This is a genomic window from Sporocytophaga myxococcoides DSM 11118 (assembly GCF_000426725.1).
Classification (GTDB): domain Bacteria; phylum Bacteroidota; class Bacteroidia; order Cytophagales; family Cytophagaceae; genus Sporocytophaga; species Sporocytophaga myxococcoides.
The window spans coordinates 756067-782339 of sequence record NZ_KE384560.1 but is presented as its reverse complement, the minus strand read 5'-3'; the positions used below and the strand labels follow the sequence as shown (position 1 = coordinate 782339).

Annotated in this window: 15 protein-coding genes; 9 read left to right on the top strand and 6 right to left on the bottom strand. The window is 37.0% G+C overall.

Going from position 1 to position 26273, the window contains the following annotated elements; genetic code table 11:
* Positions 1 to 390: 390 nt before the first annotated feature.
* Positions 391 to 1905, bottom strand: a complete 1515-nt coding sequence (locus tag K350_RS0121650; RefSeq protein ID WP_028981684.1) for a TROVE domain-containing protein — start codon at positions 1903 to 1905, stop codon at positions 391 to 393.
* A 243-nt stretch (positions 1906 to 2148) separates the two neighbouring features.
* On the opposite strand from K350_RS0121650, the gene K350_RS29890 reads away from it, so the two are divergent.
* Positions 2149 to 3252, top strand: coding sequence for a zinc-dependent alcohol dehydrogenase (locus K350_RS29890; RefSeq protein ID WP_051313474.1), 1104 nt, complete (start codon positions 2149 to 2151; stop codon positions 3250 to 3252).
* A gap of 7 nt (positions 3253 to 3259) precedes the next feature.
* Here K350_RS29890 and K350_RS29885 read toward each other — a convergent pair whose 3' ends face one another.
* Together K350_RS29885 and K350_RS29880 are read right to left on the bottom strand one after the other, a co-directional pair.
* A complete protein-coding gene (locus tag K350_RS29885) occupies positions 3260 to 4459 on the bottom strand; it encodes a PepSY-associated TM helix domain-containing protein (RefSeq protein ID WP_162144200.1) in 1200 nt (399 codons plus the stop codon).
* Positions 4440 to 6821: a TonB-dependent receptor gene (locus K350_RS29880; RefSeq protein ID WP_051313471.1), complete on the bottom strand. Its 2382-nt coding sequence runs from the start codon at positions 6819 to 6821 to the stop codon at positions 4440 to 4442. Before K350_RS29880 ends, K350_RS29885 begins: the two co-directional genes overlap by 20 nt.
* Positions 6822 to 7196: 375 nt before the next feature.
* Between K350_RS29880 and K350_RS0121630 the strand changes: the two genes are divergently transcribed.
* The 8 genes from K350_RS0121630 to K350_RS0121595 all read left to right on the top strand — a co-directional run bounded on the left by K350_RS0121630 (position 7197) and on the right by K350_RS0121595 (position 24636).
* Positions 7197 to 9749, top strand: a complete 2553-nt coding sequence (locus K350_RS0121630; protein ID WP_028981683.1) for a TonB-dependent receptor — start codon at positions 7197 to 7199, stop codon at positions 9747 to 9749.
* A 621-nt stretch (positions 9750 to 10370) separates the two neighbouring features.
* A complete protein-coding gene (locus K350_RS0121625; protein WP_028981682.1) occupies positions 10371 to 11450 on the top strand; it encodes an efflux RND transporter periplasmic adaptor subunit in 1080 nt (359 codons plus the stop codon).
* A gap of 56 nt (positions 11451 to 11506) precedes the next feature.
* On the top strand, positions 11507 to 14686 hold the full coding sequence (locus K350_RS0121620; RefSeq protein ID WP_028981681.1) for an efflux RND transporter permease subunit: 3180 nt from the start codon (positions 11507 to 11509) through the stop codon (positions 14684 to 14686).
* Positions 14679 to 16106 carry a TolC family protein gene (locus K350_RS0121615; RefSeq protein WP_028981680.1) on the top strand — a complete coding sequence of 476 codons (1428 nt, stop codon included), beginning with the start codon at positions 14679 to 14681 and terminating at the stop codon, positions 16104 to 16106. Before K350_RS0121620 ends, K350_RS0121615 begins: the two co-directional genes overlap by 8 nt.
* Before the next feature lie 303 nt (positions 16107 to 16409).
* Positions 16410 to 18566: a hypothetical protein gene (locus K350_RS29875; RefSeq protein WP_037576571.1), complete on the top strand. Its 2157-nt coding sequence runs from the start codon at positions 16410 to 16412 to the stop codon at positions 18564 to 18566.
* 371 nt (positions 18567 to 18937) lie between these two features.
* Positions 18938 to 20011, top strand: a complete 1074-nt coding sequence (locus K350_RS0121605) for an efflux RND transporter periplasmic adaptor subunit (protein ID WP_028981679.1) — start codon at positions 18938 to 18940, stop codon at positions 20009 to 20011.
* A 23-nt stretch (positions 20012 to 20034) separates the two neighbouring features.
* Positions 20035 to 23193, top strand: coding sequence for an efflux RND transporter permease subunit (locus tag K350_RS0121600; protein ID WP_028981678.1), 3159 nt, complete (start codon positions 20035 to 20037; stop codon positions 23191 to 23193).
* A 21-nt stretch (positions 23194 to 23214) separates the two neighbouring features.
* On the top strand, positions 23215 to 24636 hold the full coding sequence (locus tag K350_RS0121595; protein WP_245598687.1) for a TolC family protein: 1422 nt from the start codon (positions 23215 to 23217) through the stop codon (positions 24634 to 24636).
* Between the two features lie 123 nt (positions 24637 to 24759).
* Here K350_RS0121595 and K350_RS0121590 read toward each other — a convergent pair whose 3' ends face one another.
* From K350_RS0121590 to K350_RS0121580, 3 genes are read right to left on the bottom strand one after another with little or no spacing between them, the layout of a single operon-like run.
* A complete protein-coding gene (locus tag K350_RS0121590; RefSeq protein ID WP_028981676.1) occupies positions 24760 to 25491 on the bottom strand; it encodes an ATP-grasp domain-containing protein in 732 nt (243 codons plus the stop codon).
* Positions 25492 to 25538: 47 nt separating this feature from the next.
* The gene (locus tag K350_RS0121585) at positions 25539 to 25850 is read right to left on the bottom strand and encodes a hypothetical protein (RefSeq protein WP_028981675.1); all 312 of its coding nucleotides are present in this window, start codon (positions 25848 to 25850) and stop codon (positions 25539 to 25541) included.
* Positions 25851 to 25853: 3 nt separating this feature from the next.
* Positions 25854 to 26273, bottom strand: a complete 420-nt coding sequence (locus tag K350_RS0121580; protein ID WP_028981674.1) for an SRPBCC domain-containing protein — start codon at positions 26271 to 26273, stop codon at positions 25854 to 25856.

Sequence of the window (26273 nt, the reverse complement as noted above, 5' to 3'; positions counted from 1 at the left end):
ACAAATCAATACTTATTACTTACAACATAAAGTAATCCTGGTGAGATTCGAACTCACATTCTCGTTTCCGAGCAGTAAGGCTGTAAATACGCTTCCCTAAGATATTTCATTTAAAATATTTCGGTGCACTGTAAACTCTACTCATTGCAACGCATAGTCGCAACCAGATCTATCCCTACACTCCGCGGTTAGTGATTTTTCCGCAGCTTTTCCTTTTAAGCTACAAGATCATAATATATATAAATATTTTAATTCTTTTAACAAATCCTTCCCCACCAGGAGAAGGATTTTCTTGACTATAATATTTATGCTTAATTCAAAAGCATTTTCAAATACAATAAATAGAATTAATAGCCAGCCACTTATAACTTTTAGCTTTAAGCTAAAAATCTATAACTCCACCTCTTTGATTTTGCTGATAGCAGACACCCCATTCTCTATCGCTTCGAGTACATCAAACACTTTGTCTGACCAACCTGCAATCAGGAAGACGTCATTATCTTCAATACGTAATGGAGCATTTCCATATCCAGCCAAATCAAAGAGATAAAGCTTCGCCTGAGGAGCTATTTTCTTATAGTCTTTCCAGGAGCGTGCTATAGATCCACTTCCACCAGAGCTATTCCAAAGTTGACAGTCTGTGAAAATCATTATTTTATCCATCACGATTTTTCTCAGATACAAATCATCAATAACAAGGTGTCCATTGGTTGAATATCCAACTTCTCCTTCTCTTCGGTAGAATTCTCCTACATTGGCAAGCACTCCTTTGTTTGGCATGTTGATTATCTTCCATTTATCCCCAAACATTCCGGAAATTACTCTTTTGGATTTTAACTGCATTAACATTGCTAACATCAAACCTATATCATAAAGTAATACTTTGCTTTTGGCAGAAACAGGCTTTTGCATTGAGCCGGAAACATCACAGGCTACTACTACCTTTGTCAATTCATCAAAACCTTTTATACTCTGAGCGCTAGCCACAACAGCATCTTCAAGGGCACTGAGGACCATAGCAACAAAATCAGACTTCAATTCTTTTACTTCTCTGTAAGCCGCAAGAAATCGGAACGGAAATTGTTTGGATTTTGCAATAGCATGGGTATTACTCAGCTTAGAACATACCTTTTGCATATATACATAGTCCACATCCGCTTGAATGATGTTACGAAGGTTTCGAAGCAATGCCATATATCCTAGCTTGTCACTATCAATCAGTTCTTCCCACTTAGCTTTGAAGGCTGAAGCTTTTTCCTTTTCGTCAGAAAACTTTGTTTGTCCCAAAGCAGATAGTTCTGTTTCCCATGTATATGGTACTTGAAGCGACTTGGAAGCTATCTTATTGAAAATATTCTGTTGCTCATCATCTTTAGCTTTTGGATGCACCAGAAACAAAGCATCTCGAAGCTTTACTTCTCCATCTCGATCATACTTGGCAAACTGATACTCATCAAAACTGTTAAATGCTCCAGACAAGCCCTTCTGCAATTGTTTTGATAGCTTATTCAGCTTTTTAGTTCCAGTTCTCCCATTTGACAATTGGTAATAAGCTAAAAGTTCCGTTATCTCATCCGCACGTTGTACTACTCCTTTTACAGTCTTACTTACAAGGTCCGTACCTGAGCAATACTTGGCAAGTTCAACCGCAAGTACCAATGGAACACTTCTCATATGCATAGAAGCTCGTGCATAAACAGCTAGCTTAGCGACAAACTCTGCATCATTGCTTCGCATGAGATTTTGAACTCTTTTCAAACGTTCATGTCCGCTTTCATAAAATGAATCGCTAAGTCCTGCAGTTACAACTGCTGAATAAAGCTCCATCTCTGGAGTTAATTCATATGCTTTAGCTCCTTCGTAGTTTGCCACTACATTTTTTCCTTTTAAAAAATTGAATCGCATCGTCTTATCGTTTTAATTATTCTATCGGTATTTCTTGTTATCCCCGATTGACAATTCAAAATTGACATTAAACTACGCAGTCATTTTGCGTACAAATATTTTTTTTGAAAAAAATATTAAATAATTATAATTATGAATTACGCAGAAAAACTGCGCTGACATTTTTTATGCAGTATGTTTACAGAAATCTATTATTAATCAGAGTATTTATATATACTTACAAACTTTTATTCCGAACATCATATGAATCAACTATACTATATAAAAAAAGAAAAGCTTGAATGGAGGGAAACAAAAGCTCCTGTTATTAACGCCAGCTTACAAGCTATTGTAAGGCCCTTTGCAGCGGCTAAATGTGATCTGGATGATGTCTACCTTTTTAACAATATGAGTACGAAACTTAATATCGGCTCAGTATTGGGAATAGTAGATAAGGATTTTCACAAGTTGTTTGGACAAAATTTTTTCAAAGGCCCGTTCCCATTCGGGCATGAGTGCATTGCAGAAGTAATAGAAACTGGAGACCACGTGACAACAATCAAGCCGGGAGATGTAGTCTCTGTTCCGTTTCAAATTTCTTGTGGCAGCTGCATCAACTGCAACAATGGAGTTACAGGATCATGCAATAACACTCCATCTGTATCCACATATGGCTTTGGTACCCATCTCCAATTTGGTGGAGCTATTTCTGATCTGATAAAAGTGCCTTATGCAGACGCAATGCTTTTAAAAATACCTGACCATATTGATCCTATTCATCTGGCCAGTCTTAGTGACAATATTCCCGATGCATATAGAAATGCAGGACCTGAGCTTGAAAAAAATCCAGATAAAAGTATTCTTGTCATCGGAGGAAAAGTAAAAAGCATTGGCCTGTATACAGTATTGATTGCTAAGGCCATGGGGGCATCAAGAATTGATTATATGGACTATAGTAATGAACGATTAGAGCTCGCTAAACGATGCGGAGCTGACAATATTTATGAATTCTCTTCCAACATCCCTGAACAATATGAAATAGTAGTAGAAGCAAATTCTGATAAACAGGGATTGTTTAAAGCGATAAAGTATGTCAGGCCAAATGGATTAATATCCAGTTCTGGCATATATTTAAAGAAAATGAAAATGCCTTTGATAGAAATGTATAGTAAAGGTGTTACATTCAGAACTGGTCTTGCAAATGCCAGACCCGATGCTGAAAAGGTTTTAAAATTAATAACAGAAAAAAAACTAAATCCTGAATTGGTAACGACAAAGGTTGACTCGTGGGACAATGCTATTGAAGCTTTTCTTACAAAAACAACTAAGGTCATTGTGAGCAGACCCAGACTCTACTCCTCAAATTAGTTTGGGTCTACACAGAAACTGCAGTTCTTTTTGATTTTTTTTCTTGCTTAGAATCTGCCTTCTTACCTTTTTTCCCGATCCATATTATTACTCCGGTAAGAGGCAGAGATGCCGCAATCAAGGCTGTGAGGAATGCTAGTATCTGACCAGGTAGGCCTATTATTTTCCCTACATGGATGTCATATATCATAAATCCAAATTTATCAGCATTGCTCCTAGTTTCGTAAGGACTGCTTTTTAATTCTTCCCCCGTATTCTTATCAAAAAAATACTGACTTCTTTTAACAAAATTATCTTTGTTGTGCATAGCCGTAATTACAATCGGAGCTTTTCTGGCTTCCGGAAAAGTCATATAAAAAAATTCTCCTTTTATATTCCTTTCTCTGATATTCTTTTCTATACTATCTACAATGTCTGGCGAAGTTGCCTTAGTGGTGTCTGAAAAAACTTTCTTCTCTTCAATCAAAGGCTTTCCTCCATTAGCAATCAATTTAACAGGTGGCCTGAACCATTCAAAAGCAAACCAGAGGCCTGTCAGAGATATTATTAAGGCAAGCGTCAATGAATAAAATCCAGGGATATTATGCAGGTCATAATTCTTCTGTTTCCATTTGGTAGTATTCTTCCATCTGAAATAAAGACGTTGCTTTAAAGCTGCTTTGTTCTTGGGCCACCAAAGTACTAAACCTGAGATCAACATCACAACAAAAATTACTGTACTCCATCCAACAATCTGATGACCTACTTTATTCAAAAGGAGGTCGTAATGAATTTGTATTACAACATTAAAAAACTCCCACTTTGTATCTTCCACAAACAAAACTTCTGCAGTATATGGATCTACAAATGCCATTTTATTATAGAGTACTTTACTTTTGTAAGTCAAAGCTTCTGCATCTGTCTTTGAAGCTCTGAAACGATATGCATAAGAGGTTTCCGGAATGTAGTGAAGAAAGGTAATTGGATATTCGTTACCAATTGCCTTTTGTGCACTTTCTTTAAGAACACTTATCGGCAATGGCTTAATGCCTTTACTTTTTACAAAATATCTGTCAGCATAAAACAGTTCCTTTAATTCTGACTGAAATGCATAAATACTGCCAGTAATTCCCAGTATAAACACCACTAGCCCGGACAATAATCCGAGCCAGAGATGTATTTGACCAATGATTTTTTTTATACTGATCTTAGAATTTATATGCGACACTTGCCAGGAAGTTAATTGGTTTCTGAGGAGTTCCGGTTGGATTCCAATAGTGTTCGTTTAACAGGTTATTCCCTTTAAGAGTAATTCTGTATTTCGGACGCTCATAAAATACTGATGCATTCAAAAGCGTATAAGATGGAAGTACAAAAGAGTTAGAGCTTTCGAACCATGATTCACCAACATAGTTACCCCCAAGACCCAAACCCACTCCTTCAAGAACACCATTAAAAATAGTATAGCTTACCCAAAGATTACCTACATGCTTAGGACTAGCTGTTACATACTTGTTTTCTATTGCAACAGAAGCTTTGGTATATTTGTTTTCGTTATTGGCATATCCTGCTATAATGTTTAAGCCTTTAACCGGATTAGCTATCAATTCAAGTTCGTAACCTTTACTTCTTTGAGTTCCATCCTGCACCGTAAAATTCTTGCCATTGATAACATCAATACGAGTTGAGTTTTTAACAGATATATCATATAAACTAATGCTACCTGCCAATTTATTTTTTATAGCATCAAATTTCACACCTGCCTCCAACTGATTAGCGTATTGAGGATTAAGAACCAATACTGTATTATCTGGCTGAGTAACTGGACCAAGGTTTACGAAACCATTCATGTAATTTGTGAATAAAGTAACTTTGTCCTGTACGAGCTGATATACCAGACCTAATTTCGGAGACAAAGAAACCTGCTCGTAAGTCCCCGAATATTTGCCTGTAGCCAGATCATAGTTTCCTTTTGTTGAATATTTATCTATACGCAGACTTAACATTACCATTAAGTTAGGTGTAAAGTTCAGAGCATCTGAAATGTATGCACCAAAGCTTTCAGACTTGAAAGTAGTAGCGCTGAACCCACGTTTGGAAGAAATTTCGTTGATCTTATCTGCGCTATAATCTTTAACAGGCTTATTGATATTTATTGTATCATAATTAGTCATTGCTGTCCTGTTAAGCGAGTTGTAGTTCTTATTATAATCAAATCCAATTACTACTCTATTTCTGAAAGGACCAATTTTAAAATCACCTACAAAATTTTGCTGAGCCTGAATATTACCGAAAGTCTCCGGAGTCTGATTTCTAAACTGTCTGATGACAGTTGAATCTGTTATATAAGACAAGGTAGTCCAGATAAAATCTTTGTAATACCCTTCAGAATATAAGAAGTTAGTCTGAGATTTCCATTTATCAGAGAACTTATATTCCATTCTTCCCTGCACGTTATTAACACCATTCTCGATATCAGCACTGTTATTTATCAATGAACGGTTATATGGTAGTTTAAAATCTTTGAAGTTTCTTACCTTTACATTCGTCATATTCCCAATGGCTGTGCTAAGGTTGGTATAATTTCCTCTTGTAAAATCAGCGTCAACTATAAACTCAAGTTTATCATTTACTTTATAAGTAAAGCTTGGTGCAATGGTATAAATCTTTGCAAACCCCTGATCTTGAAAAGATCCTTCTGATTGCCACGCAGTATTTAATCTGAACAATACATTCTTTTTCTCATTAAGAGGTGTATTTATATCAGCTGTAACTCTTGAAAGATTATAACTTCCTACTGTCATAGTTAACTCTCCACCTTGTGTTTCATAAGGCTTCTTCGTTACGTAATTATATACACCTCCGAAAGAAGTATTTCTGTTACTACCGAATAGCGTTCCCGAAGGCCCTCTTAAAACCTCTAAGCGCTCCAGAATTATCGGATTCAAAAGAAAGATTGCACTTGTAACCATGCCGTTTCTCAATCCATTGGTATTAGAAAAACCTCTGATGTTTAATCCCTGAGATCCACCTGCTGAAAAGTTTGGAACAGCTCCAGGAATATTTCTATACATATCAGATCTTTCCATTACCACCTGTTCCTTCATCAGTTCTTTTCCCACAACGTTATATACCTGCGGATTTTCCATGTTCTTTAGTGGCATTCTTGCTACCTGATCGCTTTCTGCTTTTGCAAATTTCTGCCTTCCAATGATGATTTCTACTTCATCCAGTTCATGTATATCTTCTGAAAGTACCAGATTAGTAATGACGTTTGTTTCACCTCCAACTATTTCAATTGATTTTTCAAGTGGTCTGAAACCGACCTTAAGGATCGCTAGCACAGCATTCCCGGAAGGTATACTATTTAAAGTAAAAGATCCTTTTGAATCGGTGATGGCAGAAAGGTTACTTCCTTTTACTGTGACTGCAGCATGCTCAAGCTTCTTTCCCGAAGAATCCTGAACAATACCAGAAATACTTCCGAAAGTAACCTGCCCTCGACTAGAAATTGAAAATAATACCCCTAAAACAATAATTACAATACTAAAAATAACTCTTTTTTGCACCGTTTTAAACAATAAACTCATAAACTATCTATTTAGACTAAATTCAAATAAAGGTGTAAGATTAGACATTATTTAGAATCTTTACAAATAAGCAGCGAAATTTGTGGATTATTAACTAAGGCAGATTTTAATCCATACTGAAATAGTTCATCGATGAAAAAAAAATCAAATCTTCAAGTAGCTATAATTCAGACATATAAAATTCAACAAATTATTTTTTTTTAATTTTCCCTAAAATATTTGTCCAAATAAACTTATCGAAATGAAAAAAAGAACTACATTTGTCTACTAGTTCTATATAGTATATATAATATATTTAAAATATTAAATCAAAAGACTTATAAAAAACTAAACTTCAAGACCTTCGAAACTTTCACATTTAAACTTGAACTTACAATGACTAAAACACTACAACTCTTTTTTGCCTTCCTCTTTATTGGAAGTTTTGCACTTGCGCAAAACGACCTTAAAGGAACTGTAAAAGATAATCAGGGCTTACCTTTACCTGGTGCTATAATCCTTATAAAAGGTACGAATGCAACTGCAGCCTCTGATGCAGATGGAAATTTTTCAATAGAAGCTCCTAAAACGCTACCTTACTTCCTGCAAATTTCTGCGACTGGCTTTAAAACTCAGGAACTTCAAATTACAGCGGAAACCCCTACTCCGCTGAATCTATCACTTGCTATAGATGAGCTCCTGGATGAAGTTGTTGTGACATCAAGGAGAAGAAAAGAGGTTGCTCAGGAAATACCAATTCCAATCTCTGTAGTAGGTGGATCTCAGGTTGAAAATTCTGGCTCTTTTAATGTTAACCGTGTAAAGGAACTTGTGCCAACTGTACAATTATATTCTTCTAACCCTAGAAATACCACTCTGAATATCCGAGGCCTTGGTTCTACATTCGGTCTTACAAATGACGGTATTGATCCGGGTGTTGGATTTTATGTAGACGGTGTATACTATGCTCGTCCGGCTGCCACCACACTTGATTTTATAGACATTGAGCAAATTGAAGTTTCACGTGGCCCCCAGGGAACACTATTCGGGAAAAATACAACTGCCGGTGCATTTAACATTACTACACGCGCTCCAAGATTCCAGCCAGGTGCTAACTTCGAAGTGAGCTACGGTAACTATGGTTATATTCAGGCAAAAGCATCTGTTACAGGTCCAATTACTAAAAAACTTGCTGCAAGAGCTTCTTTTTCTGGTACACAGCGTGACGGATTAATATACAATGTTAAAAGTCAGAAGTATATCAATGATTTAAATAACTTAGGAGGTAGAGTACAATTACTTTATAACCTAACAGATAATATCAGATTAACACTTGCTGGAGATGCTTCTAAACAAAACCCTGAAGGTTATGCTCAGGTTATAGCAGGTGTCGCTCCAACCAAACGTGCAGCATATCGTCAGTTCAATCAAATTATAGCTGATTTAAATTATACCCTTCCAAGTCAAAATCCATTTGACAGAAAAGTAGATCAGGATACTCCATGGCGTTCTGGCAATGAACTGGGAGGTGTATCTCTTAATGCGGATATTAAACTTGGAAATGGTACTTTAACTTCAACGACAGCATGGAGATATTGGAACTGGGATCCGTCTAATGACAGAGATTTTACAGGTCTTCCGGTATTAAGATTATCTCAGGCTACATCGAAGCACCAGCAATGGTCACAGGAGATTCGTTATGCAGGTAACTTCTCTTCTCGCTTGAGCGGTGTAATCGGAGTGTTTGCTCTTGGACAAAATTTAAAAACAGATCCATACCATATTGAAGAATCAGGATCAGCTCAGTGGAGATTCTCTCAAAATTCAACAAGTGATTTATGGAAGACTCCTGGCCTTTTAGACGGTTATGGAATTAAAACCAAATCATGGTTAAATACTTTCAGTGGTGCAGTATTCGGTCAGCTTGACTGGGCTATAACTAAAAACTTACACTTACTACCTGGTCTGCGTTATAACTATGACTTTAAAGAAGTTGACTTTAACCGTCAGACATATGGTGGATTGCAGACAACTGATCCTGCTTTAATTGCTCTTAAACGTGTAGTTTATACTGATCAGTATTATCATGCAAAAGCTGAGAACACTAACTTTTCAGGTCAGGTAACTCTTGCTTATAAACCAATAAAACAGATCAATACTTTCGCAACGTACTCTAATAGCTATAAGCCAGTGGGTGTAAATCTTGGAGGATTACCTACAGCTAATGGTGATGTTTTAACAGACCTTGCTAAAGTAAAACCTGAATATGTAACGCACGTTGAGTTTGGTATTAAAACCAATCCTACTTCTAATACAACTCTTAATTTAATTGCTTTCAATACTTCTATCAAAGATTACCAGACTCAGGTACAAACTGCAGAAGTTGGTGTAAACCGTGGATACCTTGCAAATGCTGAAAAAGTAAGAGTTCAGGGTATTGAGTTGGATGGTAGCATAAGAGTTTCTCAAAACCTTGCTTTCAATGCTGCTGTAGCTTATACTGATGGTAAATATGTATCATTCAAAAATGCTCCAGTACCTCTTGAAGAAACAGGTTCTACAAATGCATTCAAAGATGTTTCTGGTGGAAGACTTCCAGGGATCTCTAAATGGGCAGGTTCTGTTGGAGGTGAATTAAATACTAACGAAGGGAAATTCTTAGGTTCAAACGGTAAATTCTTCCTTGGTGTTGATGGTTACTTCCGTTCTGAGTATTCATCAAGCGCTTCTCCTTCAGCTTATTTGAATATAGATGGTTACTCTTTACTAAATGCAAGACTTGGATTCAAAGCAACCAGCGGATTAACGTTCTTTGTATGGGGACGTAACATACTGGATAAAGACTACTTTGAACAACTTTTACCAGCTGCTGGTAATGCCGGTCAATATGCAGGTGTTCTTGGAGACCCTAGAACTTACGGAGTTACATTAAGATACTCTCTAAACTAATATTTAAGGCAAGAGCAAGAAAGTTCTACTAGATCCTTTCTTGCTCTTGCCAATTTTTTATATGATTTGATTTTTTACTTCTATGATTTTTAATTCCTAATCAACATCTTAACAATATTTCTTTCACTTAAATCAAAAAATCATTTGAATTATGCAATATTTAGAATAGAACAGATACTTAATCTCCTTTTTTAGATCATGCAATTCTCATTTTTCGTCAACAATTTATTTTCAAAAAAAAATCAAAACGGCGTTCCCAATCTTTTCAGTCATCTTAAGTGTAAACTTTTATTTCATCTAAGGAAATTTTCTGATTTTTTATTTAATGGTTTTTACTGTCTTCAAATTTCCTTCAGGATGTTGCCCTACTTTCACTGCGAAATAAAGGGCCATTATTAATACCCTCTTTATTAAAACTTTACATCTATAATACTATTTTTCACATCTGCCAATTGATTTTTTTCTTTAAAAAAATCAGAATATTCCCCCTATTTACCGCATCATTTTAGGGGTAAATCTCCCTTTCTTCTAAGGAAATTTTCTTAATGGTTTTTACTGTCTTCAAATTTCCTTCAGGATGTTATCCTAATTTTTCAAAAAGAAAATAAAGATAAATTAACAATGAAGAGATTGCTCATACTTATTAGTATAAGTGCCTTGTTCTTTGCAAGCTGCGAATCACACAAAAAAGAAAAGGAAGAAGAAACCAAGTTTTTGGTTACCAGTCCATTGAAAAAGGACACCTTGATCACACGAGATTATGTATGCCAGATCCGGTCTATTCAACATATTGAATTAAGAGCTCTGGAGAAAGGTTATCTCCAGAATATTTTAGTTGATGAAGGCCAATTTGTTAAAAAAGGTCAACGGATGTTTCAGATCATGCCTACCCAATACCAGGCCGAACAGCAAAAAGCACAAGCTGAGGTTGAATTTGCAGAAATCGAATACCAAAATACCAAAAGACTTGCAGACAGCAATATTGTATCTCCAAATGAACTTGCTTTAGCAAAGGCAAAATTAGCAAAGGCAAAAGCTGAATTATCATTAGCAAACGTTCATCTGGGATTTACAGATATCAGGGCTCCTTTTGATGGCATAATGGACCACTTTTATGTAAGACAAGGTAGTCTCCTTGACGAGGGAGATATGCTTACTACAATTTCTGATAACACTCAAATGTGGATTTATTTTAATGTTCCTGAAGCGGAGTATCTGGATTATAAATCCAATACGACAACAGAAAACTTACTGAAAGTAAACTTATTAATGGCCAACAACAAGCTGTTCGAATATCCTGGAACAGTTAAAACGATTGAGGCTGATTTTAACAATGAAACAGGTACTATTCCTTTCAGAGCTACATTTCCTAACCCAAAAGCATTGCTAAGACACGGTGAAACAGGTAATATTCAAATGACTATTCCAATGAAAGACGCGATTTTGATCCCTCAAAAAGCAACATTTGAAGTCTTGGAAAAAAAATATGTATACGTTGTCGGAAAGGATAATATAGTAAAATCAAGAGAAATTGAAATAGCAGCAGAAATGCCGGATATATATGTCATTAAAGAAGGCTTAAATGAAAATGAAAGAATACTTCTTGAAGGGATAAGAAAGGTGAAAGATAATGACAAGATTCACTACAAATACGAGGATCCAAAATCAGTATTACCAAAATTAAAAGTATATGTTGAATAGATTTAAATATTGAAAAACATATATGGAGAATAAGTTAAATATTTAATAGGAAGAAGATGTTCAGTAAATTTATTCATAGACCTGCTCTCGCAATTGTAATATCACTTGTGATTATATTCCTGGGCATACTGTCTATCAAAACCTTGCCTACATCACAATTCCCAGAGGTTGCACCTCCGGTGGTGATGGTTAGTGCGTCTTATCCTGGCGCAAGCGCCAAATCGCTTGCTGAGTCGGTTATTATCCCATTAGAGCAGTCCATTAATGGTGCCTGGGGAATGAGGTACATGACTTCTGATGCTACCAGTGCGGGAGAAGCAAATATCCAGGTTGTATTTGAACCTGGAACTGATATCAATCAGGCTCTGGTGCAGGTATCGAATCGTGTTCAACAGGTAACTAACAGATTGCCTATACTGGTGCAACGGGAAGGGGTTGTAATTACTCCTGTAATTCCCAGTATGCTAATGTATGTCAACCTTTACAGTAAAGATAAGAATGCCAACATGAAATTCCTGTTCAACTATGCAGGGGTTAACATGGTACCGGAAATTCAACGTATAAAGGGTATTGGACAAGTTAGAATACTTGGTAGCAGGCAATATGCTATGCGTGTCTGGTTAAATCCAGACAGAATGCGTGCCTATAAAATTTCTCCGGACGAAGTAATGGAAGCTCTGAATGACCAGAGTGTTATAGGTAAGGCGGGTAGAATTGGTAGAGGAGATGCCAAGCGTGCGGAAGCACTTGAATATGTTTTGGCATACTCAGACAGATTCAATGACCCGAAACAATATGAAAACGTTATTATTAAGGCCAATCCTAATGGTGAGCTTCTTAGATTGAAAGATATAGCAACTGTTACATTGGGAAGTGAATATTATGATATCTATTCTAATCTGAATGGTTATCCTTCAGCAGCATTAGTACTTAAGCAAACTTATGGTAGCAATGCAAGCCAGGTAATTGATGAGGTGAAGGGCAAACTGGAAGAATTGAAAAAATCATTTCCTCCGGGAATGGAATATGAAATCAGTTATGACGTTTCCAATTTCCTTGACGCTTCCATAGAAAACGTTATACATACATTAAGGGACGCGTTCATCCTAGTTGCTCTGGTTGTGTTTATATTCCTTGGTGACTGGCGATCTACTCTTATCCCTACATTGGCCGTTCCAGTATCATTGATTGGAGCCTTTTTCTGCATGCAGCTTTTCGGGCTCACAATCAACATGGTTACATTGTTTGCCCTCGTATTGGCTATTGGTATTGTGGTCGATGATGCCATTGTGGTGGTGGAAGCCGTGCACGCCAAGATGCACGAAGAACATCTGTCTCCTTATCTCGCAGTAAAAAAGGTTATTGGTGAGATTAGCGGTGCCGTTATAGCCATTACCCTTTTAATGGTATCTGTGTTTGTTCCTGTGTCCTTTATGACTGGTCCAGTAGGTACCTTCTATAGACAGTTTTCCATTACCATGGCATCTTCTATAGTTCTTTCAGGTATTGTGGCACTTACAGTTACCCCGGTTCTTTGTGCAATGATATTGAAAAATGAGCACGGAAAGCCGAGAAAGAGGACATTAATGAACAGATTCCTCGACAGCTTTAATAGAGGATTTGATAAGGTTACGGACAAATACGTTGGACTGTTAAAATTAATTGCACACAGAAGATTAGTCACTGGAATATTACTCGCAGTATTTACCATTGGCATATATTTTATAGCCAACAACTTACCTTCAGGTTTTATACCAAGTGAAGATCAAGGAATGCTATATGCTATTATCCAAACACCTCCTGGCTCAACACTGGAAAGAACTAATGACTTATCTAACAAACTTGTGGAAGTTATTAATACAGTGGAAGGTGTAAAATCAGTCTCCTCCATAGCAGGTTATGAGGTACTTACTGAAGGTCGAGGATCTAATGCCGGAACCTGTTTGATTAACCTTAAACCTTGGTCAGAACGACACCATTCTGTAACTGAAATTATTGAGGAATTGGAAGAAAAAGCCAAGGAGATCCCTGGGGCAACAATTGAGTTTTTCGATCCTCCGGCTGTACCTGGATTCGGAGCTGCAGGTGGTTTTGCTTTACAATTATTGGATAAAACTAACAGTGGAGATTACAAGCAGCTTGAATCGGTAACAAATGAATTCATCGGTGAACTGAAAAAACGCAAAGAGTTAACAGGTTTATTTACCTTCTTTAGCGCAAACTATCCACAATATGAGATTGATTTCGATAATCAATTGGCGATGCAAAAAGGAGTTTCTATCGGAAACGCGATGAATACGCTATCGACCTTTGTAGGAAGTACATATGAACTAGGTTTTATTAAATACCAACGCTTTTTCAAGGTATTCGTGCAAGCAGCTCCTGAATATAGGAAGCTCCCTTCTGATATTATGAATCTGTACGTAAAAAATGACCAAGGTGAAATGGTTCCTTTCTCGGCTTTCATGAAAATTACAAAGAAGCAGGGAGCCAATGAAATCAATAGATACAATATGTACAACACTGCAGGTATCAGAGGTGGTGCCGCAAGAGGATATAGTAGTGGTGAAGCTATCGAAGCAGTAAAAGAAGTAGCTGCCAAAACTTTACCTCACGGCTTTGATATAGACTGGGCAGCACTTTCATATGATGAAACAAGACGTGGAAATGAAGCTGTATATATCTTCCTTATTGTATTAGTCTTTGTTTACTTCGTTCTTGTTGGGCAGTACGAAAGCTTTATCATACCCTTGGCAGTTATTTTCTCTCTGCCGGCCGGAGTTTTCGGATCATTCCTGATGATTAAAGGAATGGGGCTTGCAAATGATATTTATGCACAAGTAGGACTGGTAATGCTTGTCGGTCTTCTCGGAAAAAATGCCGTATTGATTGTTGAGTTTGCCGTTCAAAAACAACAACAGGGGGCAACAGTCCTTGATGCGGCCATAGAAGGTGCTAAAGTTCGTTTCAGACCGATTCTAATGACATCGTTTGCCTTTATCGCGGGATTGATTCCATTAGTGATTGCCCACGGTGCTGGAGCTATTGGTAACCAAACTATCGGTTCATCCGCACTAGGTGGTATGCTTTTCGGAACAATTTTCGGCGTAATTATCGTCCCTGGTTTGTATTACATATTCGGCACAATTGCTGGTGGTCGTAAGCTTATCAAAGATGAACATGAAACCCCTTTAACTGAAGAAATAGAACACGTTGAAATCGAACACAATGCGTAAATACAAAATTTTTAAGCACTTCAGGACAGTCGGTATTATTCTCTTGTGTACTGCATGTATACCATCCATTACACATAAAACAGAAAATAAGACTGTACCTGCAAAGTATAATAGTCCGGAAGATTCAACCAATACGGCAAAGGTAAACTGGAAGAATTTCTTTCATGACCCTTATCTGAATGTTCTTATAGATACTGCTCTTAAAAATAACCAGGAGCTGAATATAATCGCACAGGAGATCAACATTGCCAGAAATGAAATAAGAGCCAGAAAAGGTGACTACTTACCTAACGTTGGTATCGGTGTTGGTGCAGGACTAGACAAAATGGGAAGATATACAAGACTTGGAGCGGTTGATGAAAACTTGGAAATCGCCCCTGGAAAACCTTTTCCCGATCCTTTTACTGACCTTATAGTAGCTGCAAGAGCCTCATGGGAAGTGGATATCTGGAAAAGGTTGCGTAATGCAAAAAAATCGGCAATGCTCAGATATCTTGCATCTTCTGAAGGAAGAAATTTCATGGTAACTAAATTGATAGCAGAAATAGCCAATTCTTATTATGAGTTGCTGGCATTAGACAATCAGCTGGAAATTCTTAAGAAGAACATTGAGATCCAGCAGAACGCATTGCACATCGTAAGAATGGAGAAAGAGGCTGCTAAAGTTACCGAGTTACCTGTAAGGAAGTTTGAAGCAGAAGTTCTAAAAAACCAAAGCCGTCAATACGCTATTCTTCAAAGAATCACTGAAACTGAGAACTATATTAATTTTCTTGTGGGTAGATTCCCTCAACCTATAGCAAGAAATGCTCAGAATTTCACAGAATTAATTCCTGATTCAATACATGCTGGTATTCCATCTCAGTTGTTACAGAACAGGCCTGACATAAAGCAGGCTGAACACAACCTGGAAGCAGCAAAACTGGATGTAAAAGTGGCAAAAGCTAATTTCTATCCTTCCTTTAGAATTACAGGAAGCGTTGGTTACAATGCTTATAACCCGAATTTCTTAATAAAATCTCCGGAGTCTATTTTATATACTCTGGCAGGAGAACTGGTTCAGCCACTTGTTAACAGAAACGGAATCAAGGCTTATTATAGTTCTGCTAATGCAAAGCAAATTCAGTCTGTCTACGATTATGAACGTACTGTCTTAAGAGCTTACATGGAAGTTTCTAATCAGGTAGCCAATATCAGCAATATGAAAAATAGCTACAATCTGAAAGTAAAAGAAGTTGAAGCGCTTACCAGATCCATAGATATATCAACAGGTCTATTTAACTCTGCCCGTGCAGATTACATGGAAGTATTGATGACTCAACGTGATGCACTAGACTCCAGGTTTGATTTGATTGAAACCAAAAAAGCCCAGATGAATGCAATGGTCAATCTCTATCAGGCTTTAGGAGGTGGATGGTAGTTTAAGATTAATTTCATCAAAATGAAGAAAAATCCATTTTACTATATAGTAAAATGGCTTTTTCTTTTTTGTCTATCAGATCTTTAATTATGAAAACTGGACGTATATACCAGAAATAAATTTAATCTTCCTTACCAAACAGCAAACATTAACTCTACCTAGTTAAAGTTTTATGATCATTTATACTATTTTGTGCCCTATTGAGAAGTAGTGTAAAAACAACGTCATTTTTAACAGTCTAAAGAATTTGCTAATTTGACTTCCATTAAATTGAATATACTATTTCTCTAAAGTTCATTCGTAGTGAATAACACTAATAATCATATCTGGAATTTCTCCACAGTTGGAGGCATAAAGAGGGTAAATATCGAATCCGGCCAGGATCTGATACATCTAGGTTCGCTTGATCAAAAGTTATGGACAGCATTGAGCTGCCCTGTTAATGATCTTGAAATTGATCCAAAAACATTAGAACTTATTGATAAAGACAAGGATGGAAAAATTCGCGTGCCCGAAATCGTAGCAGCAGTGGATTGGGTTACATCTATCATCAAAAACCCGGATGATTTATTAAAGCAAGAAGCAAACTTTCCCATATCTGCCATTAATGATCAAACCGAGGCAGGACGCAAGCTTTTATCTTCTGCTAAAGTCATTCTAAAGAATATCAATAAAGAAGATTCTGAAATCCTTACCGTTGAAGAGACATCTGACATTGCCAAAATATTTGCTTTATCAAAGTTCAATGGAGACGGCATTATTACTGAAGATACAACAAAGGATCCAAAGCTTGTTCAGCTTCTCAACGAAGTGATATCCTGTATTGGCTCATCAACAGACAGAGGCGGAAAACAAGGTATTTCTCTTGAACACTTAACAAAGTTTCTGGAACAATGTAACTTATATGCAAACTGGCATCAGAAAGCTGATGCTTATACAGCCTCTATTTTTCCTTTCGGTGAACAGACAGAAGAAGCATATCAATATTATTCAGCGATTAAATCAAAAATTGAAGATTATTTCCTGCGTTGCAAACTGGCAGCATTTGACCCTCGCTCTACTGATGTTTTAAATTTACTTGTTGCCCGAGTAGAAGCAATCAGTCCCAAAGATCTTTCAACCTGCATAGAGGAAATTGCAAGTTATCCTTTAGCGAAAATTGAAGCTAAAAAAGATTTGCCGCTATATGCAGGTATTAATCCAGCATGGGAAGATACTATGAACTCCTTCAACAAGTTCATTGCAAATAAATTATTCCCTAACCAGAAAACACTGAGCGAAGCCGATTGGAAAATCATAACGGATATATTCACAGCATTTGTTCAATGGAAGGCAGAAGCATTAGGAACATCAGTTTCCAGCCTGGGCATTAGCCGGGTGCGAGAAATACTGAACAGTAATCATCCGGAAGAATTAAAATCTCTGATATCTGAAGATATAGCACTGGAGCATGAAGCCAATAATATTATCTTAGTTGACCAACTTGTTCGCTACTACCGTGATCTATATACCTTATTAAAGAATTTTGTCACGTTCTATGATTTTTATTCTCCAGATGCGAAAGCAATTTTTCAGGCAGGCACATTATATGTGGACCAACGTAGCTGTGACCTGTGTATAAAAGTAATCGATCTTCCTAAACACTATACAATGAGCACGTACAGCGGTATGTTTTTAATTTACTGTGAATGCGTATCCAAAACAACAAGTGAAAAAATGACGATAGCTGCTGCATTGACGAATGGAGATATCGATAACTTAGTAGTTGGAAGAAATGCCTTATTCTATGACAGAGATGGAAAAGACTGGGATGCAACCATCATTAAAATCGTTGACAATCCTATCAGTATTGCCCAGGCCTTCTGGTCACCGTATAAGAAGGTTTATAAATTTATAGAAACACAGATCAACAAAATTGCAGCCGAGCAAGAGGCGAACGTAGAAACAAAATCTACTAAAGGTCTTGAAGAAGCTTCAACAGAAATAACAACTTCAACAGCACCTAAATCTCCGGCACAACCTTTCGATGTTGGAAAGTTTGTAGGAATTTTTGCTGCAATTGGTTTAGCTCTTGGAGCAATAGGATCGGCAGCAGTTTCTATTGTTGCAGGATTTATGGGATTAGTATGGTGGAAAATGCCATTGGCATTCATAGGGCTTGTTTTAATTATTTCCGGCCCTCCTATGGTGATGGCATTTCTTAAACTGAGAAAGCGTAACCTTGCACCTCTTTTAGATGCTAATGGTTGGGCTATAAATGCTAGAGCAAATGTTAATATTCCTTTTGGAAACACCCTTACCAATCTTGCACATTTACCTAAAGGAGCTAAGGTTAACTTAAATGACCCATTTACTAAAAAGAAACGTCCCTTCTTATCAATAGTACTATTGCTATCCATCCTGATAGGCATCCTATTCTTTATATTGTGGAAGTATGGCTTTATACACCTTCCCAAATAGTTATAAGTTTTAAGTTTTAAGTTATAAGTTATAAGTTTTAAGTCTTAAGTGAAAAAAGCCTGAAGATTATATCCTCGGGCTTCTTTTATATTCCTCTGGCCTTCGGATTGAAGATTGACCACATTTGAAATTCAAGAAAGATTAGACTTCCCCTTTTCCCTCGTTTTTGTTAAAAATATCCACCTTACTTTTCCACCCTAAATTCAAAAATTTAGTCTCTTTAATTGACAACAGCTTCCTTAACTTTTTATTTTCTTAGGGAAAAAAGAATAACACCATGTTCTTTTTAAATAATTCAAAACTTAAGCTGCCTCATTGAGTTAAAATTTCTCCTTCTAGAGGGTAAACTATAATATTTTAATGTAATCGGTATGATGAAGCTATATCTCATAGTTTTTCTGTGCGCTATGATATTTTTAGGATGTGAGTCTAAAAAGGAAGAAAAGGAAAGTACCACGAAATTTTTGGTGACCAGTCCCTTGAAAAAAGACACAACCATTACAAGGCAATACGTCTGTCAGATCCATTCAATTCAACACATAGAAATAAAGGCACTGGAAAGTGGCTATCTCCAGAAAATATATGTTGATGAAGGGCAAAAAGTAAAGGAAGGACAACCTATGTTTCAAATTATGCCGGTATCTTATAAAGCCGAATACCAGAAGGCTCAGGCCGAAGTCAACTTTGCAGAAATTGAATACAAAAACACCAAGCTTCTGGCGGATAGCAATATCGTATCAAAGAATGAACTATCTATGGCCAAAGCCAAACTGGACAAAGCCAAAGCGCAAGCAGACCTAGCCAGAACCCATTTAAATTTTACTGAGATCAAAGCTCCTTTCAGCGGAATCATGGACCGCTTCCATGTCAGAAAAGGAAGCCTTATAGAAGAAGGAGATCTACTTACAATCCTCTCTGACAATAGTACAATGTGGGTTTACTTTAATGTCCCTGAAGCGGAATATCTTGATTATAAACCTATCTCGAAGGACACTTCCATAAAAGTAAATCTGGAAATGGCTAATCATAAAATTTTCGATTACCCAGGGAAAATTGAAACAATAGAAGCAGACTTTAACAATGAAACAGGAAATATCGCTTTCAGGGCAGCCTTCCCTAACCCTAATGGATTACTCAGGCATGGTGAGACAGGTAATATACTCATGACTGTCCCGATCAAAAATGCTTTGATCATTCCGCAAAAAGCAACCTATGAAGTACTAGACAAGAAATATGTCTTTGTAGTAGATCAAAACAACATTCTGAAATCAAGAAAAATCAACATACTAAATGAAATGCCTGATTTGTATGTTGTAGATGGCATTACGGAAAAAGATAAGATTCTGCTTGAAGGATTGCGCATTGTGAAAGAAGGAGATAAAATAAACTACAAATACCTTGCACCTGAGAAGGTAATACCCAATCTGAATTTACATTCTGAGTAATAAATAAAGTGTAGGAGGATAAGATGTTTAATATATTTATTCACAGACCTGTATTCGCAATTGTCATATCCCTGGTCATTGTATTTGTGGGCTTGCTCTCCATGTATTCATTGCCCAAATCACAATTCCCGGAAATAGCACCTCCGATGATTATGATTAATGCCTCTTATCCCGGCGCAAGCTCAACTGTATTGGTCAGTTCTGTACTCATTCCTGTGGAGCAAGCTATTAACGGAGTCCCAGGGATGAAGTACATGTTTTCTACTGCCGCAAGCTCAGGAGAAGCTAATATCCAGATAGTATTTGAGTTAGGTGAAGATCCCAATCAAGCTCTTGTAAATATCCAGAACAGAATTGAGCAAATGAAGATGAGGCTGCCACAATTGGTTCAGCTCGAAGGCATTGTAGTACAGAGAATGATGCCCAGCATGCTTATGTATATAAATCTGTATAGCAAGAGTGCTGATGCTGACATGAAATTCATTTTCAACTTTGCCTACATAAATATATTATCTGAACTTCAACGGATAAAAGGTGTAGGACAAGCAAGGATTCTTGGAAGCAGGCAATATGCCATGCGTATCTGGCTCAATCCGGATCGAATGAGAGCTTATACTATTGGGACAGATGAAGTGATGAAAGCGCTGGATGAACAAAGCATTATAGGTTCTCCAGGAAGGCTGGGAAGAGCTGACAGCAAGCGTTCTGAATCTATTGAATATGTATTGACCTATACAGGAAGATATAGCGATCCTGAACAATATCAGGATGTAATCATAAGAGCAAATCCAGATGGAGAAGTACTGCGCCTAAAAGATATTGCAACAGTAGAATTAGGAAGCGAATATTATGATATCTATTCCAACAAAGATCAATACCCATCCGCCGCTATATTGCTCAACCAGAGTTATGGAAGCAATGCTACCGCAGTTATTGATAAAGTAAAAGCTAAACTGGAGCAACTCAAAAAGACATTCCCTCCGGGAATGGAATATGAAATCAGTTATGATGTTTCAAGCTTTCTGAATGCTTCTATTGAAGAAGTTATTCATACATTAAGAGATGCATTTATTCTTGTTGCACTGGTTGTATTTTTATTCCTTGGTGATTGGCGCTCCACGCTGATCCCAACACTGGCTGTACCAGTATCTTTGATAGGAGCTTTTTTTGTAATACAGGCTTTCGGCCTTACCATTAATCTTATCACTTTGTTTGCCCTTGTACTTGCAATAGGCATAGTCGTGGATGATGCCATCGTTGTGGTAGAAGCTGTGCATGAAAAGATGGAGAAGGAACATCTCCCTCCTTATAAAGCGGTAAAAAAAGTTCTTGGAGAAATCAGTGGTGCCGTAATAGCCATCACACTTTTGATGACTGCTGTATTTGTTCCGGTGGCATTTATGACTGGTCCTGTAGGAATCTTTTACAGACAGTTTTCCATCACAATGGCTGCATCCATTGTTCTTTCCGGCATAGTTGCTTTAACCCTTACGCCTGTCCTTTGCGCCATGATTCTTAAACATCCGCATGGAAAGGATAAGAAACAATCTTTGATTGATAAATTCTTTAATGGTTTTAATAAAGGATTTGACAGACTTACAGGAAAGTATTCAGGCTTGTTAAAACTTATTGTAAACCGAAGGCTTATTACCTTTGGAATACTTCTGGTCTTCAGCATAGGTATTTTAGGGATCACAAGAAACATTCCATCAGGCTTTGTACCCTCAGAGGATCAGGGAATGATCTATGCCGTCATCCAGACTCCACCTGGTTCGACTTTAGAAAGAACTTATGATGTAAGCAGGCAGCTTCAGGATATTGCTAAAAAGATTGAGGGCATCGAATCTGTCTCATCACTGGCAGGTTTTGAAATCCTTACTCAGGGACGGGGCTCTAATTCCGGTACCTGTCTTATTAATCTCAAGCCATGGAATAAACGGGATCTGACCGTAAAGGAAATCATCGGAGAGTTGGAAGAAAAAGCAAAAACTATTCCCGGAGCGCAAATAGAATTCTTTGATCCGCCAGCAGTACCAGGTTATGGCGCGGCTGGTGGTCTCGCTGTACAACTTCTGGATAAAAACAATGATGTCGATTACAACAAACTTGGAGAGGTGACTGAAAAATTCATGGCTGCTTTGGAAAAAAGAAAAGAACTTACCTCATTATTTACTTTTTACAGAACAGATTATCCTCAATATGAAATAGAGATTGACAATCAGCAGGCCATGCAGAAAGGTGTTTCAATTGGCAAAGCAATGGACAACCTTTCTATTCTAATTGGTAGTTCATATGACATTGGTTTTATAAAGTTTGGCCGATTTTTCAAAGTGTTTGTTCAGGCTTCCCCTGAATTCAGAAGGTTGCCATCAGACCTTATGAAATTGTATGTTAAAAATGATCGTGATGAAATGGTGCCATATTCATCCTTCATGAAGATAAAAAAAACACAAGGGATATATGAAATCAACAGGTACAATATGTACACCACTGCATCTATCAGATGTGCTCCTGCCACCGGATACAGCAGTGGTGAAGCAATCAAAGCCATACAGGAAGTAGCGGTAAGAACATTGCCCAATGGTTATGATATAGATTGGGCCGGACTTCAGAAAGATGAAGTTGAACGTGGAAATGAAGCTATATACATTTTTTTAATTGTGCTTGCCTTTGTTTACCTGGTCCTTGCTGCTCAATATGAAAGCTTTATTTTACCTCTTGCTGTTTTGTTGTCCTTACCTGTCGGAATATTTGGTTCATTTCTCCTGCTTAAATTCATGGGGTTAGCCAATGATATTTACGCGCAAGTTGGATTGATTATGCTGGTTGGCTTGTTAGGAAAAAATGCTGTGCTAATAGTAGAATTTGCAGTGCAGAAGCAACGTGAAGGAGCATCTGTATACAGCGCAGCTATAGAAGGTGCAAGAGTACGTTTTCGTCCAATATTAATGACTTCATTTGCTTTTATTGCTGGTTTGATACCTCTTATATTAGCCCATGGTCCGGGAGCCATTGGCAATCGAACTATAGGATCTTCAGCCCTGGGGGGTATGCTTTTTGGAACAGTATTCGGGGTAATTATTGTACCCGGACTATATTACATATTTGGCAACCTGGCTGCAGGCAGGAAACTCATCCAGGATGAATATGACAATCCTTTAACAGAAGAAATTGAACCCTGAGAAAGTAATCAGATGAGCATAATGAAATTTAATAAATATACACTCGCTTTTTTCCATACTCTTTTTTTCACAGGCTGTATACCATCATTGGTCCACAAGTCTGAAAACAGAACCGTACCTTCAGCGTATAAAGACTCTCAGGACACAACTAATATTGCTAAAGTAAAATGGAAGGAGTATTTCAATGATCCTTATTTAAATCTCCTAATTGATACTGCGTTAAAAAATAACCAGGACCTTAATATAGTAATTCAGGAGATTAACATTTCACAAAATGAAATAAGGTCAAGGAAAGGTGACTATCTACCTTCCATAGATATTAAAGCCAGTGCTGGCCTTGACAAGATGGGGAGATACACCCGGTTAGGAAGTGTAGATGAAAATTTAGATATCGTTCCAGGAAAAAGGTTTCCGCAGCCTTTCTCTGATCTGCTAATCGCTGCAAGAGCTTCATGGGAAATTGACATCTGGAAAAAACTTCGCAATGCAAGAAAAGCAGCTATGCATAGGTACCTATCTTCTATGGAAGGACGAAATTTTATGGTTACTCAAATCATTGCGGAAATAGCAAACGCTTACTATGAATTGATGGCACTGGATAATCAATTGGAGACGCTTAAAAAGAATATTGAAATCCAACAGAATGCATTGAGAATAGTAAAACTGGAAAAAGAAGCTGCCAAGGTTACTGAGCTTGCGGTACGTAAGTTTGAAGCTGAAGTACTCAAAAACCAAAGTCGTCAGTTTGACATCATGCAAAAAATAACGGAGACTGAAAACAGAATTAATTTTCTTATTGGACGGTTCCCACAGCCAGTATTAAGGCATTCCGAAACCTTTATAGATCTAGAGCTTGATACAATTTATGCTGGTATCCCCTCTCAGCTTTTAGATAACCGACCTGACATAAAACAAGCTGAACAGGATCTACAAGCTGCAAAACTTGATATTAAGGCTGCCAAAGCAAATTTTTATCCTTCATTAAAAATTACAGGTGGTATAGGTTACAATGCATATAATGCACAATATTTCTTCAGTACTCCTGAATCTATACTATACTATCTTGCTGGAGACCTTGTGACTCCATTGATCAACAGGAATGCAATCAAAGCATACTACTATTCAGCCAGCGCGAGACAGATCCGGGCAGTGTATAATTATGAACGCACGCTACTGAAAGCCTATGTAGAAGTTGCAAATCAGCTTGCCAATATCAGCAACATGCAACAAAGCTTTAATCTCAAAACACAACAGGTGGAGGCACTTACCCGCTCAATTGACATCTCTACAACGCTCTTCAATTCTGCACGGGCTGATTATATGGAAGTACTGATGACACAACGTGATGCACTGGATTCAAAATTTGAACTTATAGAAACCAAAAAATCTCAGATGAACGCCAAAGTTAATATTTATCAGGCTTTGGGAGGTGGATGGAATTAAACCTCTTATAAAAAGATGACCTTATATAAATAAAAAAGAAACATTCTTTAATAAAGAAAATGGTTCTTTTTGTTGATCAATCTGAAAAGATTATAAAAAATAGCCTGTTAAAATCTTTATACTTTAAAAATCACAAAGGTCATTCCTGTCTGTTAATTGAGCCCATCTAGCAGATAATAGTTTTGCATAATCTACATAGAATAAACCATAGTTTCCTAAAGAAAATCCATCGTTTGCCTCTATCAATAAAAACTTATTGTCACTGGTTAATCCAAAGTCCAAAGCATAGCCAGCTGGAGCATCATCAAAATCAGAAATTGCGGCTTCTATAATTTCAGAATTAAAATGATTCTTCCAATTTCCTTTATACATCTTTACTCCTAAAACTTTGCCATACCTCACAAAAACTCTCCATTCAGTAATAAAACTTACAGGTTCAGAAACCCATACAGGAGTGTTCATACTTATATCGCCACAGCCTACTAAATCTCTAGTTGACTTAACCAGTCTGCCGGTAAATTTTTTCGCATACCCTTTAGGTTTCACAAATACATTCCACTTAGCCGGATCATTAGCAATTTCATCCATTGTTGATTCCCAGATGCTTCTGCCCAAATATTTTGACAAACTCTTTGGATAATCAAGTAGTTCCGGAATTGATTTATTTAATTTTTGCAGAGCTTTATGTATAAATTGTATACTACCCAGGAAAATATTATCATCATGTATATCAATATTTTCTATGTTCTTTACGTGTACTATTACAAAACCCATGTTGTAATAGGCCTCCAATGCGGTATAAAAACTTATGTTTGAAAATTCTCCCAGCTTTATTTCTTCAGTATATAGTTCCATTCAATGAATCATTCTAACATAAATAATAGGTTAATATTAATTAAAGTTTAATTGAAAAGGAGATGAGCTGCACCAACCAAATTCATTACTTCTATCTTCGGCTCCATTTCTAATCCGCTTTCGTCTCTTTGCTTCTGAAAAGATTTGAATGATGGAACATTCAACAATTCTTTCTGGATCGCTTCATTTCTATAGTGGGATAAATGCATAAATGTCTTTCTATCCTCGCTTTCATATACATTATAACGAAAGTCTTCACCATTTAACTGACTGAAATCCTCAAGAAACAAAGCAATATTTTCTCTATTCTTGTCTGCAAATTCTGGTTTTACAGCGTAAGTAACTTTAACAACAATCATAAACTAAGATTTATTTTCTAATTCCTTTGAGATCTTTTCCATCACCCTGTTCCAATGAACATCCATTTCACTTCGCTGGTCGCCATCCAGCAAGTGATCATGATGAAAACTTATTACTGTTTTACCATTATTGCTTATAATCCTGACTTGAAGTTGGGAAACATTATCCCATCCTTTTTTCTTCCACGTAAGTCTTATATGAGAATGTTCCTTTATAAGTCTGATCTCCCCTTCTGTACCTTCTTTGGTTTTATAATATTCCTTCTCTGCTAACTCATTCGCAAGTAAGCCAAGCCAAAGTTTAAGGCCATTAGCAGAAAACATAAAATCCCATACTTCCTCATAGGGTATATTAAATGTTTTCCTAAGACCAAACTGGAACCCTGCGTCTTTGGTCTCTCCAATGATTTTAGTTTTTGCCAT

What these genes read in the sequence shown, in the direction of transcription:
- K350_RS0121650 (WP_028981684.1), bottom strand. Translation starts at nt 1,905, where the DNA reads ATGCGATTCAATTTTTTAAAAGGAAAAAATGTAGTGGCAAACTACGAA.
- K350_RS29890 (WP_051313474.1), top strand. Translation starts at nt 2,149, where the DNA reads ATGAATCAACTATACTATATAAAAAAAGAAAAGCTTGAATGGAGGGAA.
- K350_RS29880 (WP_051313471.1), bottom strand. Translation starts at nt 6,821, where the DNA reads ATGAGTTTATTGTTTAAAACGGTGCAAAAAAGAGTTATTTTTAGTATT.
- K350_RS0121630 (WP_028981683.1), top strand. Translation starts at nt 7,197, where the DNA reads ATGACTAAAACACTACAACTCTTTTTTGCCTTCCTCTTTATTGGAAGT.
- K350_RS0121625 (WP_028981682.1), top strand. Translation starts at nt 10,371, where the DNA reads ATGAAGAGATTGCTCATACTTATTAGTATAAGTGCCTTGTTCTTTGCA.
- K350_RS0121620 (WP_028981681.1), top strand. Translation starts at nt 11,507, where the DNA reads ATGTTCAGTAAATTTATTCATAGACCTGCTCTCGCAATTGTAATATCA.
- K350_RS0121615 (WP_028981680.1), top strand. Translation starts at nt 14,679, where the DNA reads ATGCGTAAATACAAAATTTTTAAGCACTTCAGGACAGTCGGTATTATT.
- K350_RS0121605 (WP_028981679.1), top strand. Translation starts at nt 18,938, where the DNA reads ATGATGAAGCTATATCTCATAGTTTTTCTGTGCGCTATGATATTTTTA.
- K350_RS0121600 (WP_028981678.1), top strand. Translation starts at nt 20,035, where the DNA reads ATGTTTAATATATTTATTCACAGACCTGTATTCGCAATTGTCATATCC.
- K350_RS0121595 (WP_245598687.1), top strand. Translation starts at nt 23,215, where the DNA reads ATGAAATTTAATAAATATACACTCGCTTTTTTCCATACTCTTTTTTTC.
- K350_RS0121590 (WP_028981676.1), bottom strand. Translation starts at nt 25,491, where the DNA reads ATGGAACTATATACTGAAGAAATAAAGCTGGGAGAATTTTCAAACATA.
- K350_RS0121585 (WP_028981675.1), bottom strand. Translation starts at nt 25,850, where the DNA reads ATGATTGTTGTTAAAGTTACTTACGCTGTAAAACCAGAATTTGCAGAC.
- K350_RS0121580 (WP_028981674.1), bottom strand. Translation starts at nt 26,273, where the DNA reads ATGGCAAAAACTAAAATCATTGGAGAGACCAAAGACGCAGGGTTCCAG.